The organism is Verrucosispora sp. WMMC514, assembly GCF_027497295.1.
In the GTDB taxonomy this organism is placed as follows: domain Bacteria; phylum Actinomycetota; class Actinomycetes; order Mycobacteriales; family Micromonosporaceae; genus Micromonospora; species Micromonospora palythoicola.
The window spans coordinates 6843027-6860175 of record NZ_CP114906.1; the positions used below are offsets into that span (position 1 = coordinate 6843027).

A 17149-nucleotide genomic window follows, 5' to 3' on the forward strand; every position below is an offset into this window, starting at 1 on the left:
GCACCTCCGTCCGCGTTCCCGCAACACCCGGGCTGCAGTCCCACCTCGTGCCTACGGGCCGGCTGGGGCTGCGGCCCCAGCCTGTCCGCCGCCACGTGGCGGAGACAGGAGGGCCACCATGGCCATGACAGCCGAGGAACGCGACGCGTTCCTCGAACGGAGCAAAGCCGAGTTCGACGCCCGGCTGGCGCGCCTCGCCGCCGACCCCACCGAGTGGGTCACCTTCATCGAGGAAGCGGCCGTGTTCGGCGCCCGCTACAGCCTGCACAACCAGTTCCTGCTCATGCTCCAAGCCGCCGAGCGGAACATCGAGCCCCGCTACTTCCTGCCCTACGGCAACAGGAAAGGCACCTCAGGTTGGAAGGCCCTCAACCGGCACGTCCGCGAGGGCGAGACCGGGTTCCTCATCTGGGCGCCGGTCACCCGCCGCCCCACCGAGGAGCAGGCCCGCGACTGGGAGGCCGCCGGCCGCACCGTTCGACGCGACCCGGACGGCCGCCCCGCGATCCAGGTCGTCGGATTCCGGCCCACCAGCACCTTCGACATCAGCCAGACCGACGGTGAACCCTTTGAGGTGCCCACCGTGCGGCGCCGCCGCCAGGTGAAGGCCGCCGGCGGGAAGACCGCGCAGCTGCTCACCGGCGATGACCCCACCGGCGCCTACGACGACGTCGTCGGACTGATCAGACAGGCCGGCTACGACTTCGCCCTCGTGCCTGCGGGCAGCGCCCACCTGGGCCGCGCGAACGGGGTCACCGTCAAGGGGACCGGTGTGCAGATGGTGCGGGTGCGTGACGACGTCAGCGGCGCACAGCGCATCAAGACCAGCCTGCACGAGTTGGCCCACATCCGGTGCGGGCACCTTGACGACCTCGACCGGCAGGAACTGCTGCACCGCGGCCGACGTGAGACCGAAGCCGAGAGCGTCGCCCACCTGCTGTGCCGGGCGCTCGGCCTCGACACCCAAGCCTATTCCGACGCGTACGTGCTCGGCTGGGCCGACGGCGACCTCACCCTGATCCGTGACTGCGCGCAGACCGTGCTGCGGGTGGCCAAGACGATCCTGCGCGACCTCACCCCAGACGACGCTGACCTCGCCGAGGCCGCCGAGCCTGGGCTCGCCGTCGTGGCGCAGCCCGTCTGACCGGCCACCGCCGCCGGGGCTGCTTCCTCATCCACCCCGTCGGCATCCCATTCCGCGCCGGCCCGGCCGGCAACGGGCACACGTGCCCGTCCGCATGCCGGCAGGTCGTGCACACATCCCGCACTCGTTAGGAGCATGGACATGCTGTCCCCGCAGATCACCCTCGCGCTGCCCCAGGTCATCACCGGGATCGAGGAGAAAGCCGAGAATCTCGGCTGGGACGCCCCACCGGTGCTTCTCGCCCTGTTCCACCGCCACCTGGTCACCGGCTCCCCGCTGCACCTGATCGAGGTGGAGCCCTCACCGTTCGCCCTCGACCTGGATCCCGGCTCGAACTCCGGCCTCGCCGGCGTGTTGAACCTACTCGCCGACTTCATCTGCATCCCCGAGAACGCACCCGAGCTGAAGGACTGGCTCGACGCCACGCACCGCACGTTCGTCGGGTACGCGCTGGTGTTCGAAGGCTTCCAGTACACGCCGTACGCCGACTACACCTACGGCGACATCAACACCGTGCCGGCGATGGCCGACGCCGAGGTACGCATCGTCGTCGCCATCGACACCGACGGCCGCTGCTACGAGACCAAACGCATCCGGGACGAACACCCCCAGCCGATCACGGTCCACGACGCGCTCACGCCACAACTCCTGGCCGGCGCCATCCCCGACGTGCTGAGCCGGCTCGTCACCGCAACCCACCACCTGTGACTGGCGGCGCCCGTCGAGCCGGTGGTCGAGTGTCATCTGGCGCCACCCGTCCCGGGTGGCGTGTCGCATGTCCCGCCCAGAACTGCTCCTGTCTGAGACCGCCGACCTGCGGCGGCTGGTAGCACCGCGACGCACACCGCCGTCTGCCGGCGGTGGAGCCGGTATTCCCTGTCCCTCGACAAGGCAGCCATCCGAGGGCAGTGCCGCCCGCGGCGGCAGGCACGCATCCGTCCGAATGGGCCAGACCCGTGGGGGTGTGCACTGAGATCTGCTCCTTGCTGCCGATGGACGCGACCCTGTCTGGTCGTCCGGGCCCGATCCCCTCTCCGTGTCACTGTTCGCGAGGATGTCGGGCCTTTCACTCCCGTGCGGTCACTTGCGGTACTGCGCCGCATCCGCTCTGTTGCGTAGGCTGCTGCGGGTCGATCACCACCGGCGATCAGGATCAGGGAGGGTTCGTGAGCGGGGAACAGATCATCGCGCGGGTGACCGCTGCAACCCGGAGGCTCGACGAGGCGCAGTCCGAGCCGCCAGGCGTGGAGGCGCGATAAGTGAGCGGCTTCTACGTGGACGTCAACGGCATGGATGGCGTGTACAACGTGCTGCACCGTGCGTCGCAGGATGCCGCCGAGGGGTTGCACTACATGACCCGGCACTGCGACCTGACCTTCGACCAAGAGGGTCTGATCTTCATGCTCGCCGGCCCTCATCAAACGGCCTACCGTCGGATGAGCGAAGGTCTGGAGCGGCTCAAGAAACTCCTGCAGAGCGCCGCGACGCAAGTGAATCTGGCTCAGGGTGAGTACGTGACGTCTGACGCAGACGTGGCCGCCGATCTGGACCGAACCTACCCCGGTGCCAGTGACCCTTCCCGTCTTCGCGGCACGCTAGCTGGACCGACCCGGCCGGACCTGTGGCCTGCGGCTGTCCGGTCACCTTTTGCCGACGTGGTCGAGCCGACAGCGCGGCTGGTGCCTCCCAGTTACATCACTGGCGTCGAGATGTTCCAGATCAACCCGATGTCTGACCTGCTCAGCCCCGCCGCCTGGGTGCGGCAGGTCAGCGTCTGGTTGTTCGGCAAAGACCCGTTCGAGAGCTGGGGAAAAGCCTTCAGTGGTGACTGGAACTCCTACGTTCACTGCGCCGCTGCATGGCGAATAATCGGCAACTCGATGGATGACATCGGACGCAACTTGATTACCGGCGCGGCGGACGTATCGACCGTGTGGCGCGGCAACGCGGCGGAGGCTGAGCAGGAGTATCAGCTGTCTGTCGGCCTGGCGGCCCGTGCCCTTCATCCCGTCTGTGACCAGTACGCGGACCTGTACAGCAAGGCAGCCGAAGCGGCTAAGCAACTCTACTCTGTGGTCACCGGACTGATCAGCAAGCTCATCGACGTGCTGATCGTCATCAACGCTGCTGCGGCTGTCGGCACTGCCACGATCAAGACTGGCGTCGGTGCCGTTATCGGCTACAGCGTGGCCGGCTACTACGCCTGGCAGGCATACGACCTGTATGACGAGATCTCCAGCTTCTTCGGCAACGCCGAGATGGTTTTCAAGGGCATAGCCGCCTCGATCGAGATGGTGAAAGCCGGCATGGAAGTGGCCTCGCTGCCCGATCTGGAGCCCTACCAGCACCCGGCCCTGGTGGACCGATGAACGACGACATCACCCAGGAACCCCTTGCGCGTGCCGTGCTCGCCAAGCTGGCACGCACCCGAGGGCCCGACGATCCTCTCGGCTCACTCGCTCGCACCGTCCTCAGCGGCGATGCGGACCTTCGAACCGCTGCCTCCATCTCGTGGTACGGCACGGCGCTGCATGCCTCGTTCGAGGAGGCTATGGCCCGCCGTGACACGATGTCGCCGCAGGAACGAGCCGAGCACGACCGGCAGGCTCGGTTGCTTCGCGATGCGGGTGACGACCTGACGGTGCCGGACGAGGACGACACAGAGGACGAAGAGCGTCCTGAGGGAGGCCAACAGCGATGAGCGCATGGAAGCGGTGGAGGATCGCCATCCCGCTGCTCGGGCTCAGTCTCCTGTTGTTCGTGCCCGCAGTGTTCGGCGCATGGGCCTGGTGGTCTGAGAACAGCGCAACATACCGGACGATAACCGCTCTCATCTGCCTGGTCCTCGCGGGCTGCGTTGGTCTCTCCCTATCGATCGGGATCAAAAAGACCGAGGACGTGCCGTGGCTTCGCATCGGGCTCGTTGCGGTGGGAGTTCTCGCTACCTGCGGTCTGGCCGTCGTCCGTCGATCAGTGTGAGCGGAAGCCTGCGCCATCAGGTGCAGGCTTCCCTGCCCACCTATCCGACTACTGTCTACCGCGCCAAGGCACGAGGAGCGCTGCGCGCGTACAGGTCGGCGTTCCCGTCCTTACCTCTCGGGGTGGGGACGTTGCCTACGCTGCCCTGCAGCCGTTTCTCGGCTGCGTCGAGCTTCCACGGGGTGACTCCCGCCTCGTCAGCCTGCCGCAGCGTCAGGAAGTCCCCCGGCACCGCCTGATAGGCCGCTGACGTGGGATGTCCCCAGGCAGGTTGGCCAGAGCCGACACGGCAAGGGGATCGCTTCGGGTCACCCTTGCCGCGTACGTCCGTCCAGACGTTGACCAACTGCCCGATGGGGGCCGTCAACTCCTCGGCGATGACCAGCCTGCGGGGACCGAGATCCCAGTCTTCCGGCTCGTGCAGTGCGAGTTGGTTGCGCTCGTTGGCGAGAACATCGCGAACCAGGGCCTCATGCATCTGCGCCGGCCGCGTGAATAGTCGACCTGGCCATTCCGAGCGCCCAACGGTGTAAGCCCTTCCGGTCAAGGATGGCGACGCGGTCCGCCCCGGGCGAGCGCCTGCACGGCGACCAGCTCGGCGAGCACGCTCTAACCCGCGCCTGTCCCGCAGCTGACGGCAATGTGTGGAGAGTCGTCGCGGAGGGACGGGATGACGGGTCCGTCGCCCGCACCGTGGCCGTTGGAAAACACCCAGTCAGCCTGCCAGGGAACGTGCGCGGCGACCTGGTCCACACCAACCCGGCCGGCAGGCGCTTGCGCATGGCCCCGACCGCCCGTGCGTCTGGCCTTCACCCTCGCCGACCTCGACGGCCGGCCGCTGCCCGACGCGGGCCCCATCACCGCACCTCTCACCCTGCACCAAGGAGACCATCATGCCCACCGACACTGACCCGAGGATCGCCCGCGCCGTGCTGGCCCACCTGACCACGCCGGGCAACCGTCACATCCACACCCTGGTCCACCACGAGGGCCCGCTGACCGTCCTGCGGCGCCTGCTCACCCGCGACCTGCCCGCCGCCGCGATGCCGGCTCCCGTCGGGCATCTGTCCACCGTCGACGGACGTCGGATCGCCGAGGCGGTCGTCGCCGACACGGCACGAATCGGCGCGCGGATCGTGACGCCGCAGGACGCGGAATGGCCCACCGGATTGCACGACCTTGCCACCGCAGGTCACACCGCCGGCGCCGTTGATCTGCCCGCGCCGCCGCTGTGCCTGTGGGTGCGCGCCGAACGGCCCCTACCCGACCTGCTGCGCCATGCGGTCGCCGTCGTCGGCTCCCGCGCCGCCACCGCCTACGGCCAGCACGTCGCGACTGAACTCGGCCACGGGCTCGCCGAGCAGGACTGGACCGTTCTCAACGCCGGCGGCTACGGCATCGACGCCGCCGCGCTGCGCGGCGCCCTCACGAGCCGACCCCACGCCGCCGTCGCGATGCCCGCCTGCGGGCTCGACCGGCTGCACCCCGTCGGCAACCGGCCGCTGTTCGACCGGCTCGACCTGATCAGCGTCTGGCCGCCGAGCAGCGACCCCAGCCGCACCCGAACCCTGCTCAACCACACCTGGCTGGCCGCCCTCACCTGCGGCGCGGTCCTCGTCGAAGCGGCCCCCGGCAGGGGCCACGGCATCATCGGGCGGGCGCTGGCCCTGGGCCGACCGGCCATGGCCGTGCCGGGTCCGGTCACCTCCGGGCTGTCCGCCGGCTGCCACCAGGCGCTGCGCGACGAGCCCCGCATCCGCCTGGTGTGCGACGCCGCTGACGTCGTCGCGCACCACACCCCACCCACCCGCCACCCCGGACGGGGCCGGGATGTTGCCACGACGTGGGAGCCGGGGTGGGTGGTGCTGCCTGGGGTCGGCGGCCCGTACCCGGCGCTCGTGGCCGACCTGACCGGCCCGCAGGGCTGGCCGATCGCCCGGTTCACCGCCGACACGGTCGCCCGGATCGCGGCCGACTGCGACGCGCACGCGGCGCGGGTCGGCGAGGCGGCCGGCACCACCCGCATCCGCCTGGTCGACGGCACCGTCCGCCAGACCGAGCGGGCCGGCACGCCGGCGGAGTCGACCAGCATCATCACGGCCGACGCCGACGGCTACTACCTCCTCGACGGGTGGAGCTGGCAGGTCACCGACCCGCCCCCGGCGTGAGCAGCCGACCTGAGCCGCGATCTGCCTGATGTGCCCGGGAGCGGCTGCGCCGCATCCCCGGGCACCCCGTCAGGTGCGCGCCGGAATCAATACCCCACGCCCACGCCACACCTTCGACGTCAACCTGGAAGGAACACGGTGGACACCTCCCACGACTGGCAGGAACTGCTCGACCTCACCACGGCGTGGGGCGAGGCCAGCCGCCGCAACGACACGTCTTCGCCCAGCGACGACGACCTGTGGACGTACGCCCGCCGCCACCGCCCTGGGCTGCCCGCACCCGTCGACGAACTCCTCGTCGACGACCTGCGGGACGCCTTCAACGCCGGCCGGCGCCCCCACCTGATCGACCTGGACTCCGTCGTCGCCCACCTGGCCGAGCAGGGCCGTCCGGCTCTGGTCGCGCACAGCGGCGGCAACACCGCCACCCTCTACACAGGCAGCCGCTACACCGACCGCCTCGGCGACACCCGATGGTCAGTGACCGCCGGGCCGGGCTGGTTCGACGCACCCGGTCGCCGCCGGCCCGTCGCGGACACCAGCGAGTTCACCATCGGTCCCGACGACCAGGACAGCTGGTGGTGCGTCCGCGTACCCGAACACACCACCACCGCGGAAGTCTGCGCGCTGGTCATCGCCACCATCGACGAGGTCGAGGCGCGGCGTGCCCGGCTGTCCGCCGCCGCGTCGGCCGCCGCCGGCGCCATGGTCCGGGCAGTCGCCGCACGATATCCGGAACTCGGCACCGCCATGCCGGACCCCTGTCGCGACCTCGTCCGCGACGTCGGCGACCTCATCGCGGACTGGCTGCACGCCCGGCTGCCCGCCCTGAGGGCAGCCCCGCCCACCATCACCGACCAGCCACGCGGTCAGGAAGGAAGGAGACCGTGACCCGACCCGTTTGCGGCACCTGCGCCACACCCGGCGGTGTGCGGGACGGTCGGCCGTGGTGCGACACCTGCCGCATCTGGCTCGTCCTGCACGAGCCGACCGGCCAGTGGGTCAGCTACGCCGACCATGCGTCACGGGACCGTGCCGCCGAGACGACACGCCGCATCGCCGCCTCCGCCCGCCAGGTCACCGACAACCTGCCCCGGGTCCACAAGATGCTGCCCGAGGGCTGGACCGCCAGAACCCATCAGGGAACAGCCTGCGCCCCGTACGCGATCGCCATCGACGCGCCCGGCGGAGTCATCGACGCGACAACCTACCTGCACCCACCCACCGACACCTCCGGCTGGCACGTGACCGTGCACAACCGGGTCACCGGAGTCGGCTTCCCCTCCTACACCGAAGGCGGTGCCCGCGCGGCATCGTTCGACACCGTCGAGGCCGCCGCCGCCGACGGGATCAGGCTACTTCGCGGCGAGATCCACGATCTGGCCTCACGCCGGCACCGCTGACCGCAAACCTGCCCACAGTCCAGGCAGAGGTACCGGCGTACCACGATGTTCGCGACCACAAACCCTGTCGGCCTGATGCCTGCTCGATGACGTATCGCGGAATGCCGCCACTGTGGGCCGGACGGCGGATTCCTCCGCGCCAGGCTCGCCGCATTCGCATGAAGCCCCTGGCTCATGGTGACCCGGCTACCGCCGGGATCTGCTCGACCGGGCAGTCGAACACGCGGAAGACGGCAGTTCCCGTGAAGCCGACCGCAACGGCCCGTCTGACTTCGCCGGTGTGACGGACGAATTCCGGCTGGTCACTCACCGGTGCCCGCCTCGTCCGTCTGCGCTGCGCGTGGACCTGCCTCAGCCCTGACTGACCTTACGGAAGCGGCGGGCAGGGCCTGCTACCGACCTCGCCCGCCGCACCCGTCCCCTTCACCGAAGGGATGCCGCGCCAGAACTGCACCACCGGTTCACGGAAGCGTTCCGGTGACCGGCCGCACCCAGCCCCGTGTGTCGCGTCGCCCTCGCCTCGCCGCTCGCCAGCTGCGCGCCGCCGTCGACGCGCAGCTCGCCCACCCCGATCTGGACCCCATACCCGCCGACATCGGCCGGGCCCTCGACCGCGCCCACGGCGGCGTCCTGCGCACCTGCCTGCGCCTGATCGAACTCGGCCGCGCCCGACAGACCGACACCCGCCCGCGCCGCTTCCGCGCGGCCACCGAAAGGACCCTTCATGAAAGACCATCCCAACCCCACCGACACCAGCAGTGGTGCCCTGCCCGAGCAGACGCCGTGGACCGCCGAACAGATCACCGACCTGCTGCACGCCGGATTCCAGCAAAGCCGCGGCGCCATGCCGGACGACACTGTCCTGCACGCCACCGCAGACCTCATCGCCCAGCAGGTGGCGCTCCTGCGCCGCGCCGACACCGACCTGATCACCACGCTGCGCGGCGCGCTCACCCAAGCCGATGACACCCTGCGCGACAGCAACGGCGCTCTGGAATACCGGTATCAGCAGTTCGTCGGCCTCGTCCGACGCTGGATCATCTGGGCGGTCAACACCGGCGCCCTGTCCGTCGCCGAGGCCAACACCGCCCTGCACTACCTGACCATGCCGCCGCCCCTGCGCACCCACTTCGAGGCGACCGTCCACACCCCTTTGGCCGTCGATGTCGACGCGGCCACGACCGACGACGCCGTCGCCTCGGCGCAGCACCTCCTGCGCGTCGACCTGCGCAGCCTCGATGCGGTCGTGCACCCCACCGAACCGTGGCAGCTGCGGCTACGCGTCCTCGACCAGCCCCCCACCCACCCCGACCAGCAGCAGTACAGGTACCGGGTGGTGTGGGTGGTGCCGCTGGTCGTCACGGTGAAGGCCCTCGACCATCGCGAGGCCATCCCCATCGCCGTCGACATGGTCACCGCCGACCTCGACCACCTCGACGTCGCCCACGCCTACACCGCCGACATCCGCGCCGTGGACATCACACCGGTCCACCACGGCGACTACGACCCCACCACCGACTGACTTCCCGCGGTCTGTTCCTGACCCCCGGGTGACGCACCGACAGGTGCTCCCCCTGGGCGCCGGAATCACCCCCATGCGGTGCCGGCGCCCCAGCGCCGGCACCGCACGTCTTGAGTGGAAGGCGCAACCTCTGATGCCCTCGACCCGCACCACCCACGAACCGACCGCCGGTCCCACCCGACACCACACCACCGGTCCCGCCGATGTCGCGACACCCGACAAGGGCCGCGACCCCGGTGGCGGACCGCACCATCGGTGGGGGTGCCGCTGATGGACGGGCGTCTCCTCGCCGCCGGCATCGCCGTCGCGGTCGCACTCACCCTCACCGACATCGTCCTGCGGCTACGCGCCCGCCACGACACACCACGACGGTCACCAGCCGACCTGACGATCACCGCCGCCGCCACCCTCACCACCCTCGGACTGGCCGGCATCGCCGGCGCCGTCAGCTACGACCATCTCCGGGAACTCGCCGAGTCCCGAGGCGAAACCGGCTGGCGAGCCCACGCCTTCCCACTGACCGTGGACGGCGTCGAAATCGTGGCGACCCTGACCATCCTGTCCGACCGACGCGCCGGCCGCCCCTCCACCTGGGTCACCTGGACCGCGCTCGTCGCCGGCGGCATCGCCAGCCTCGGCGCGAACATCCTCGTCGCCCAGGACGACCTGATCGCGCGGATCATCGCCGGCTGGCCCGCCATCGCGCTCATCGCCGCGATCAAGATGCTCTCCGGCATCCTCGAACACGCCCCACGACACGACACCCCACCCGACCGACACCCTCCGGCCCCCACCAAGCCCAGGACCGCGGAACCGGCCGATGGGCTCGACGACGCGCCGAGCGAGAACGTGCCGCGACACGAACCGCCCGCCACACCCGACGACCCGACCGTGTCGCGACCCGACGACACCGACGGCGACACGGCAGCCGCCGACGACTGGCCGGTCACCCTCATGCGCCGCATCCCCGTCAACCCCGAGCCCTACCAACGCTGGCAAGCCGTCTGGGCTGACCTGAAAGCCGGCCACACTGACCTCAAGGATCTCGCCCGACGACACCACTTCGACGTGCGTTCCGTCCAAGCCATCCGCCGCGCCGGACAACTCGGCATCCTCGATCACCCCGACCCGCCCGCACGACGCCTCGCCGCACTCCCCACCGCCACCGGACACCACGAACCACCACCCCAGCCGGCCACCGATACCCAACCGGCCTCACCGTGACCGACCCCGCCGCCTCGGTAAGCCGCCCACACTCACGTCGGTGAGCCGGGTTCTCTGCTGGCATCCGCCGCCAGTTGTGCACATGCCGGGCGGATCTCGTCTGCTGACCGACCACCGATAAGCCCTGGCGTCGGGAACGACGGGCACGTGACATCACGCACCGTCTCCCCGACGCCAGGGCCCCAATCCCTGCCCGAACCGCTACTGACCTCACCGCCGCTGTAAGCCCCGCACTCGACCGTGCCGCAGATGCGGCCATTTTTTGTGCCCACAACCAGCAGCCACAAGCACCACAAAGCACGAATACCGCACCGAACAGGGCGGCGAACGTCAACGATGGCCGCCCCCATACCTGGAGGACCCCATGATCACGCCAGCAACCGCCTCTACCCGCGACCGCACGCCCGAGGCGCGAGGATGAGCCGCCGCCTCGCCACCATCCTGCTCGCCGTCAGCCTCGCGGTGATCTTCACCTGTCTCGCCGGTACCAGCATCCTGGTCGGCGCCCCCGCCATCGGCTGCGCGCCCGACCCCGCCACCTCCCTACCGCCAGCCCCCGCCGGCGGGTGGCCGACCGTCGGCCGCTGGGACCGCGACCAGGTCGGCAACGCCGCCACCATCACCGCCGTCGGCGTACGCGACGGCGTACCCGCGCGCGGCTGGGTCATCGCCGTCGCCACCGCCATGCAGGAATCCAGCCTGCGCAACCTCCCCGACGGCGACCGCGACAGCGTCGGCCTGTTCCAACAACGCCCCAGCCAAGGATGGGGCGCCCCACCGCAACTCCTCGACCCCGCCTACGCCGCCGCCACGTTCTACGCCACACTCCTGACCATCCCCGATTGGCAGACCATGCCGCTGACCGAAGCCGCCCAACGCGTCCAAATCTCGGCCTACCCCGACGCGTACGCGAAATGGGAACCCGACGCCACCCTGCTGGTCACCACCATCACCGGCACCAACCCGCACCCCGACGGATCACCAGCCGCCGAAGGCTGTCACGTCACCGGACCGTGGACCCAACCGATCCACGCCCCAGTGGGATCCGGATTCCGGACCGCCGCACGCCCCGGACACGACGGCGTCGACCTCGCCGCCCCACGCGGCACCATCATCCGCTCCGCCTCCACCGGAACCGTCACCCGCGTCCGCTGCAACGCCATCGACCGCCGCGACGGCAGCGACTGGGGCTGCCACCGCGACGGAAACCCCCACCACACCATCGGATGCGGCTGGTATGTCGACATCCAACACGATCAAGGATTCATGACCCGGTACTGCCACATGGACAAGCCGCCCCTGGTCCAACCAGGCCAGCCCGTCACCGTCGGCCAACCCATCGGCCTCGTCGGCTCCACCGGCCACAGCTCAGGCCCACACCTGCACTACGAGATTCACACCAACGGCGACTCCAGCAGCGCAGGCGCCCAAGATCCCGTCCCGTTCATGATCGCCGTCGGTGCGCCACTGGGTGAATCCCCAGGGTAGGCGGGCCGCTTATGTCGGGGTACTGGCTGGTCAGAGTGACCACGGTGGACAGCCGCCCGACCAGCAGCTCGGTGACGGCACCGGCGATCACGTCGCTTGGACAACTGTCGGCGTACAGGTCCGAGTGCAGAGGTAGGTAGGGCTGCAAGCGCACATCGGCGCCGAGTTCGGTCTACGTCCGGCGACTCGCCGCCTGACCTGGCAGCGGTCCGAGTCGGTGACGTTGCGTAACGGGTGTTGCTGGGCCAGCCGTTTCCTCGGGTAGCGGATTCGGCCGATGAGCGGATGCTCTGCGCGGAGCCCTCGAATGTCGCTACGACAGTCTGCGCAGCCGTGCGAGTGGCGCGCCGATGCGGCCAGCAGAGACTGGCCGTGATGACAACGACGTGATCGGCGACGCCTCGTTCACACGCATGCCGCGCTGCGTTCGCCGTTGCCCGCTGCCGCGGCGCAGCATGCACCGGATCACGCTGCGAGGCGACATCTCGGTCGGCCAAAGAGTCAGTAGAGTGCGGCGCGTGAAGAGATATGCCTGACTTCTATCGGGTCATCGTCGACGCGGGCCACGACCTCGCGGCGTCGGCCAGAAACATCGGCGCCTTCAGTACGAACACCTTCGATGCCGCCGGAAACCTCGGACGAGCCGACCTGCTGTCGGCCGACGAGGAGATCGCGAACCTGCTCAAGGGGGCCAAACTTAAGCACCTAGTGATCGGCTTCGCGGCCGGTGCCGTCGCGGTCGGTGGCACCGTCCTCACGGTCAAGGCCGCGCCGCACATCAAGGGCTGGATCAACGGCATGAAGTCGAAACTGAGCGGTGAGGCCGACAGGCAGCCGGCCCTGGATGATGACGCCGAGACGGGCTTTCCGCAGCAGGTGGAACTGGCGCTGGAGGACCTCCGGGCAGGCATGGGTAGCGAGGAAGCGCAGCGGCGGATCGCGATGATCATGATTGCCGCGGCTTTCATCGCGGACCAGATCCGAGCGCTGTCCCACGCTCGCGTCGAGGACGCCGAGGCGCCCCGGGAACTGCGAATCGCACTAGCGAAGCTCTCCGCCGCTGACCTCACGGACACCGTCAACCGAATGCTCGAGGCCAACTCTTCGCTACTCAGCGACGAGACCTCGGCCGCGTTCATGAAGATCTTCGAGGGCGGCCGGTTCGTCGAAGGCGCGTACGTGCCGCTTCGCAACGACAAGGTCAGGGACGCCCTCCGGCTGAAGAACGACGAGGACTAATACGGCAGCCGCCGTTTGAGATCTTGCTGTTGAGGTGGGGTGGACGCGAGGCGGCCACCGCGTGATCGTCTGTACGTTGTGGACATAACTTCAGATCTGGCGGTGGCCGCAGGCCACAGCGTAGACCCCGCCGCGTGGGAGCGGGTCATGGCCGGGGTGCTCGGCTGCTTCGCGGGCCGGTTCGGGCGGGTGGAGCCGCGGCGGGCGGCGGGAGAGTTCGTCTCTGGTCTGCTATCTGACCTTGAAGTCAAGACATGTTGGCAGTTGGCGGAGCAGGCCGGGCACGTCCGGCCGGACGCGATGCAGCGGTTGTTGTACCGGGCGGTGTGGGACGCCGACGCCGTTCGTGATGACCTGCGGGCTCTGGTCGCGGGCCGGTTCGGTGACCCGGACGCGGTCCTGGTTCCGGACGAGACGGGAGACCTGAAGAAGGGCAGCCACACCGTCGGGGTGCAGCGGCAGTACACGGGCACGGCCGGGCGGATCGAGAACAGCCAGGTCGGGGTGTTCCTCGCCTACGCAAGCCGGCACGGGCACACTCTGATCGATCGACGGGTGTATCTGCCGGTGTCGTGGACCGACGACCGTGACCGCTGCGCCGCCGCGGGGGTGCCCGACGAGGTCGGGTTCGCGACCCGGTGCGAGCTGGCCGCCGACATGATCACCGCAGCCCTTGATGCCGGTGTCCCGGCGGGGTGGGCCGCCGCGGACGAGGCATACGGCAACAGCAGCGTGTTTCGTGCCTTGCTGCGCGAACGCGGACTCGGCTATGTCCTCGCGGTGTCCCGCAGTCATCTGGTGCCGCTCGACGGCGGCAAGACCCGCGTCCGCGCCGACCGGGTGGCCGCCGACCTGCCCGCCACCGCATGGCAACGCCGCTCGGCCGGGGCCGGATCCAAGGGCCCACGCTTCTACGACTGGGCCTGGCTCGACGACGTGTGCACCGACGCCGACCCGGACGACGGCGGACGGCACAGCCTCCTGATTCGAAAGAACACGACCACCGGTGAGCTGGCCTTCTACCGCTGCTGGACCCCGAAGCCGGCCACTCTCGCTCAGCTCGTGCGGGTCGCGGGCATCCGCTGGACCGTCGAGGAGAGCTTCCAGGCCGCCAAGGGCCAGGTCGGCCTGGACCAGCACCAGGTCCGCCGCTGGGACTCCTGGCACCGGTTCACCACCCTCGCCCTGGCCGCACTCGCCGTCCTGGCGATCTGCGCCGCCGACGCCGCGACCGACGCTTCCACCGACCACGGCTTGATCAAGCTGACCGTCAACGAGATCCGCCGACTGATCAACGCCTGCATCATCCGCCCGATCACCGACCTCGCCCACCGTTTGCACTGGTCAGGATGGAGACGCCGGCATCAAGCCCGAGCCCGCCGAGCCCACTACACACGCCGACTCAACCTCGAACTCCAGCCATGATCCCAAACGGCGGCTGCCGTACTAACCACGGTCCGGCCGGGAGCCGCGCGGCCGGACCGCCTCGTCAACACCGACTTGAGGCACAGAGGACCCGAGACTCGTGGTTACCCGAAGTAGTTGAGACGATAGCCGGGGAACAACCATGCTTGCGGATCCGATGTGAGTGTGTCATTCCATCGGGCGGGTGCTGCGCCGAGATCTGGGCACGGTCGACCGAGGGCGCCCCAGTTGCCGTGAATCGGTGGGTTAGTACGGCAGCCGCCGTTTGGGATCATGGCTGTAGTTCGAGGTTGAGGCGGCGTGTGTAGTGGGATCGCCGGGCTTGGGCTTGATGCCGGCGTCGCCGTTGTGACCAGCGCAGACGGTGGGCGAGGTCGTGGAGCGGGCGGATGATGTGGGCGTTGATCAGGCGGCGGGTCTCGTTGACGGTGAGCTTGATCTGTCCGGTGTCGGTCGGGTCGTTGTGGGCGGCGTCGGCGGCGCAGATCGCCAGGACGGCGAGGGCGGCCAATGTGAGGGTGGTGAACCGGTGCCAGGAGTCCCAGCGGCGGACCTGGTGCTGGTCCAGACCGACCTGGCCCTTGGCGGCCTGGAAGCTTTCCTCGACCGTCCATCGGATGCCCGCGACCCGAACAAGTTGGGCGAGGCTGGTCGGTCGCGGGGTCCAGCAGCGGTAGAAGGCCAGCTCGCCGGTGGTGGTGTTACGGCGGATGAGGAGGCTGTGCCGGCCGTCGTCGTCGGGGTCGGCGTCGGTGCACACGTCGTCGAGCCACGCCCAGTCGTAGAAGCGTGGACCCTTGGACCCGGCGCCAGCTGAGCGGCGTTGCCACGCCGTGGCGGGTAGGTCGGCGGCGATCCGGTCGGCCCGGACGCGGGTCTTGCCGCCGTCGAGCGGGATCAGGTGATTGCGGGAGACCGCGAGGACGTAGCCGAGCCCGTGTCCGCGCAGGTGGGCGCGGAAGGCAGTGCTGTTGCCGTAGGCCTCGTCCGCAGCGGCCCACCCTGCTGGAACACCGGCGTCGAGGGCGGCGGTGATCATGTCAGCGGCCAGTTCCGACCGGGTCGCGAAGCCGATCTCGTCAGGCACACCGGCGGCCCGGCACCTATCGCGGTCGTCGGTCCATGACACCGGCAGGTACACGCGTCGGTCGATCAGGGTGTGCCCGTGCGCACTGGCATAGGCGAGGAAGACCCCTACCTGGCTGTTCTCGATCCGGCCGGCCGTGCCCGTGTACTGCCGCTGCACCCCGACCGTGTGAGTGCCCTTCTTCAGGTCCCCCGTCTCGTCCGGGATCAGGACCGCATCCGGGTCACCGAACCGGCCGGCGACCAGATCGCGCAGGTCGTCGCGGACGGCGTCGGCGTCCCACACCGCCCGGTACAACAGGCGCTGCATGGCGTCCGGCCGGGCGTGTCCGGCCTGCTCCGCCAACTGCCAACACGTCTTGACCTCACAATCGGACAGCAGCCCGGTCACGAACTGTCGGGCCGCACGTCGCGGCTCGACCCGCCCGAACCGGCCCGCGAAGCACCCGAGCACCCCGGCCAGCACACGTTCCCATCCGACAACGGCTACGCTGTGGCACGCGGCCACCGCCCGATCTGATGTTGTGTCCACAACGCACAGACGATCACGCGGTGGCCGTCTCGCGTCCACCCCACCTGACCAGCAAGATCTCAAACGGCGGCTGCCGTATTAGCGTCTCGCTCGATCCTCACTGAACCATGGCCGGTGTATGTCGACGTCGCCGACTCACCCCTGCGGACCAGCATCGAGTCTCCGCAGGATGCGCCCGGCTACTCTTCAAGCCATGAGCAACGTGGCCGGCGCGAACGCAAGCCGTGAAGAAGAAATTGCATTCCTGGCGATCGAGCAGGTACTCGGGGTCGACATCAAGCTTGCGGATGCTGGGGCTGGCGACAAAAAGCCGGACGGATCATGGGTTTACCCCGGTAGTCAGCAACGCACGGCCATCGTGGAGGTCACCTCGCCCCCAGCCGCAGAACTGATGGTTAAATGGGCGCGAGCGAAGAAGGAAGGGCGGCCACAGTTCGAGAGCGGATCAATCCCCCTACGCTTGAACGAGCTCGCGGAGGTGTGTGCTGAGATGCTCGCGGAAGATTGGGCCCGCGAGAACATCGACAAACTTCTGGCTCAACCGGCCGACGAACGGCACCTCTTTCTCTTCGCGCGGTTATACAAGGATGGCGGCCACTATTTCTACCGTCTGTCCGATTCATATGGCGACGGGATAACTGAACACGTCGATGACCTTACCCTTCCCATGGGTATTTCCGACGTCTGGTTTCGGGGCCGGGCACAGCGGGATCTCCGCCAACCGAATGGCCGAGCGCAACTCCGGTTGGCAAGGTTTCAAGCAAAGGCGGGTTGGCGCCGCTACGTAGTGTGGATTGAGGAGCTGCATCTGCCCTCCGTCAATCGGCGTATCGCAGATGATGAAGTTCCTGCAGATCAGCGACTGCCGAGAAATCGATCAGTCAAGCCGGCCGGTGGCTGAGGTCCGTCCGATTCAGAACACAATAGAGTACCCGGGCA

Annotated in this window: 17 protein-coding genes; 14 read left to right on the plus strand and 3 right to left on the minus strand. The window is 69.0% G+C overall.

What is annotated here, in order from left to right; translation table 11 throughout:
• Positions 1-118 precede the first annotated feature (118 nt).
• The 5 genes from O7597_RS31565 to O7597_RS31585 all read left to right on the plus strand — a co-directional run bounded on the left by O7597_RS31565 (position 119) and on the right by O7597_RS31585 (position 4123).
• Positions 119-1144 (plus strand): ArdC family protein, encoded by a 1026-nt coding sequence (locus tag O7597_RS31565; protein ID WP_281581647.1) that lies wholly within the window; start codon positions 119-121, stop codon positions 1142-1144.
• Between the two features lie 141 nt (positions 1145-1285).
• A complete protein-coding gene (locus tag O7597_RS31570; RefSeq protein WP_281581648.1) occupies positions 1286-1852 on the plus strand; it encodes a hypothetical protein in 567 nt (188 codons plus the stop codon).
• Positions 1853-2403: 551 nt separating this feature from the next.
• Positions 2404-3513, plus strand: a complete 1110-nt coding sequence (locus O7597_RS31575; RefSeq protein ID WP_281581649.1) for a hypothetical protein — start codon at positions 2404-2406, stop codon at positions 3511-3513.
• The gene (locus O7597_RS31580; protein ID WP_281581650.1) at positions 3510-3845 is read left to right on the plus strand and encodes a hypothetical protein; all 336 of its coding nucleotides are present in this window, start codon (positions 3510-3512) and stop codon (positions 3843-3845) included. The genes O7597_RS31575 and O7597_RS31580 overlap by 4 nt, the downstream gene beginning before the upstream one ends.
• Positions 3842-4123, plus strand: coding sequence for a hypothetical protein (locus tag O7597_RS31585; RefSeq protein ID WP_281581651.1), 282 nt, complete (start codon positions 3842-3844; stop codon positions 4121-4123). The genes O7597_RS31580 and O7597_RS31585 overlap by 4 nt, the downstream gene beginning before the upstream one ends.
• A 55-nt stretch (positions 4124-4178) precedes the next feature.
• Here O7597_RS31585 and O7597_RS31590 read toward each other — a convergent pair whose 3' ends face one another.
• Complete coding sequence (locus tag O7597_RS31590; protein WP_281581652.1) at positions 4179-4601, minus strand: hypothetical protein; 423 nt, start codon at positions 4599-4601, stop codon at positions 4179-4181.
• A 415-nt stretch (positions 4602-5016) separates the two neighbouring features.
• On the opposite strand from O7597_RS31590, the gene O7597_RS31595 reads away from it, so the two are divergent.
• The 3 genes from O7597_RS31595 (at position 5017) to O7597_RS31605 (ending at position 7694) form a co-directional block, all read left to right on the plus strand.
• A complete protein-coding gene (locus tag O7597_RS31595; RefSeq protein ID WP_281581653.1) occupies positions 5017-6291 on the plus strand; it encodes a DNA-processing protein DprA in 1275 nt (424 codons plus the stop codon).
• A 138-nt stretch (positions 6292-6429) separates the two neighbouring features.
• Positions 6430-7182 carry a hypothetical protein gene (locus O7597_RS31600; RefSeq protein WP_281581654.1) on the plus strand — a complete coding sequence of 251 codons (753 nt, stop codon included), beginning with the start codon at positions 6430-6432 and terminating at the stop codon, positions 7180-7182.
• Positions 7179-7694 carry a hypothetical protein gene (locus O7597_RS31605; protein WP_281581655.1) on the plus strand — a complete coding sequence of 172 codons (516 nt, stop codon included), beginning with the start codon at positions 7179-7181 and terminating at the stop codon, positions 7692-7694. The genes O7597_RS31600 and O7597_RS31605 overlap by 4 nt, the downstream gene beginning before the upstream one ends.
• Before the next feature lie 423 nt (positions 7695-8117).
• Here the strand turns inward: O7597_RS31605 and O7597_RS31610 are convergent, their stop codons facing one another.
• Positions 8118-8420, minus strand: coding sequence for a hypothetical protein (locus O7597_RS31610; RefSeq protein ID WP_281581656.1), 303 nt, complete (start codon positions 8418-8420; stop codon positions 8118-8120).
• On the opposite strand from O7597_RS31610, the gene O7597_RS31615 reads away from it, so the two are divergent.
• The 5 genes from O7597_RS31615 to O7597_RS31635 all read left to right on the plus strand — a co-directional run bounded on the left by O7597_RS31615 (position 8419) and on the right by O7597_RS31635 (position 14592).
• On the plus strand, positions 8419-9216 hold the full coding sequence (locus tag O7597_RS31615; RefSeq protein WP_281581657.1) for a hypothetical protein: 798 nt from the start codon (positions 8419-8421) through the stop codon (positions 9214-9216). The genes O7597_RS31610 and O7597_RS31615 overlap by 2 nt on opposite strands.
• Before the next feature lie 270 nt (positions 9217-9486).
• Positions 9487-10440, plus strand: coding sequence for a DUF2637 domain-containing protein (locus O7597_RS31620; RefSeq protein WP_281581658.1), 954 nt, complete (start codon positions 9487-9489; stop codon positions 10438-10440).
• A 417-nt stretch (positions 10441-10857) separates the two neighbouring features.
• Complete coding sequence (locus O7597_RS31625; RefSeq protein WP_281581659.1) at positions 10858-11928, plus strand: M23 family metallopeptidase; 1071 nt, start codon at positions 10858-10860, stop codon at positions 11926-11928.
• 528 nt (positions 11929-12456) lie between these two features.
• Positions 12457-13167, plus strand: coding sequence for a hypothetical protein (locus O7597_RS31630; RefSeq protein ID WP_281581660.1), 711 nt, complete (start codon positions 12457-12459; stop codon positions 13165-13167).
• 147 nt (positions 13168-13314) lie between these two features.
• The gene (locus tag O7597_RS31635) at positions 13315-14592 is read left to right on the plus strand and encodes an IS701 family transposase (protein WP_281580117.1); all 1278 of its coding nucleotides are present in this window, start codon (positions 13315-13317) and stop codon (positions 14590-14592) included.
• Positions 14593-14863: 271 nt separating this feature from the next.
• Here the strand turns inward: O7597_RS31635 and O7597_RS31640 are convergent, their stop codons facing one another.
• Positions 14864-16144, minus strand: a complete 1281-nt coding sequence (locus O7597_RS31640) for an IS701 family transposase (protein ID WP_281581661.1) — start codon at positions 16142-16144, stop codon at positions 14864-14866.
• Positions 16145-16403: 259 nt separating this feature from the next.
• Here O7597_RS31640 and O7597_RS31645 point away from each other — a divergent pair, with 259 nt between their 5' ends.
• Positions 16404-17111 (plus strand): hypothetical protein, encoded by a 708-nt coding sequence (locus O7597_RS31645; protein WP_281581662.1) that lies wholly within the window; start codon positions 16404-16406, stop codon positions 17109-17111.
• The last annotated feature ends 38 nt before the right edge of the window (positions 17112-17149 follow it).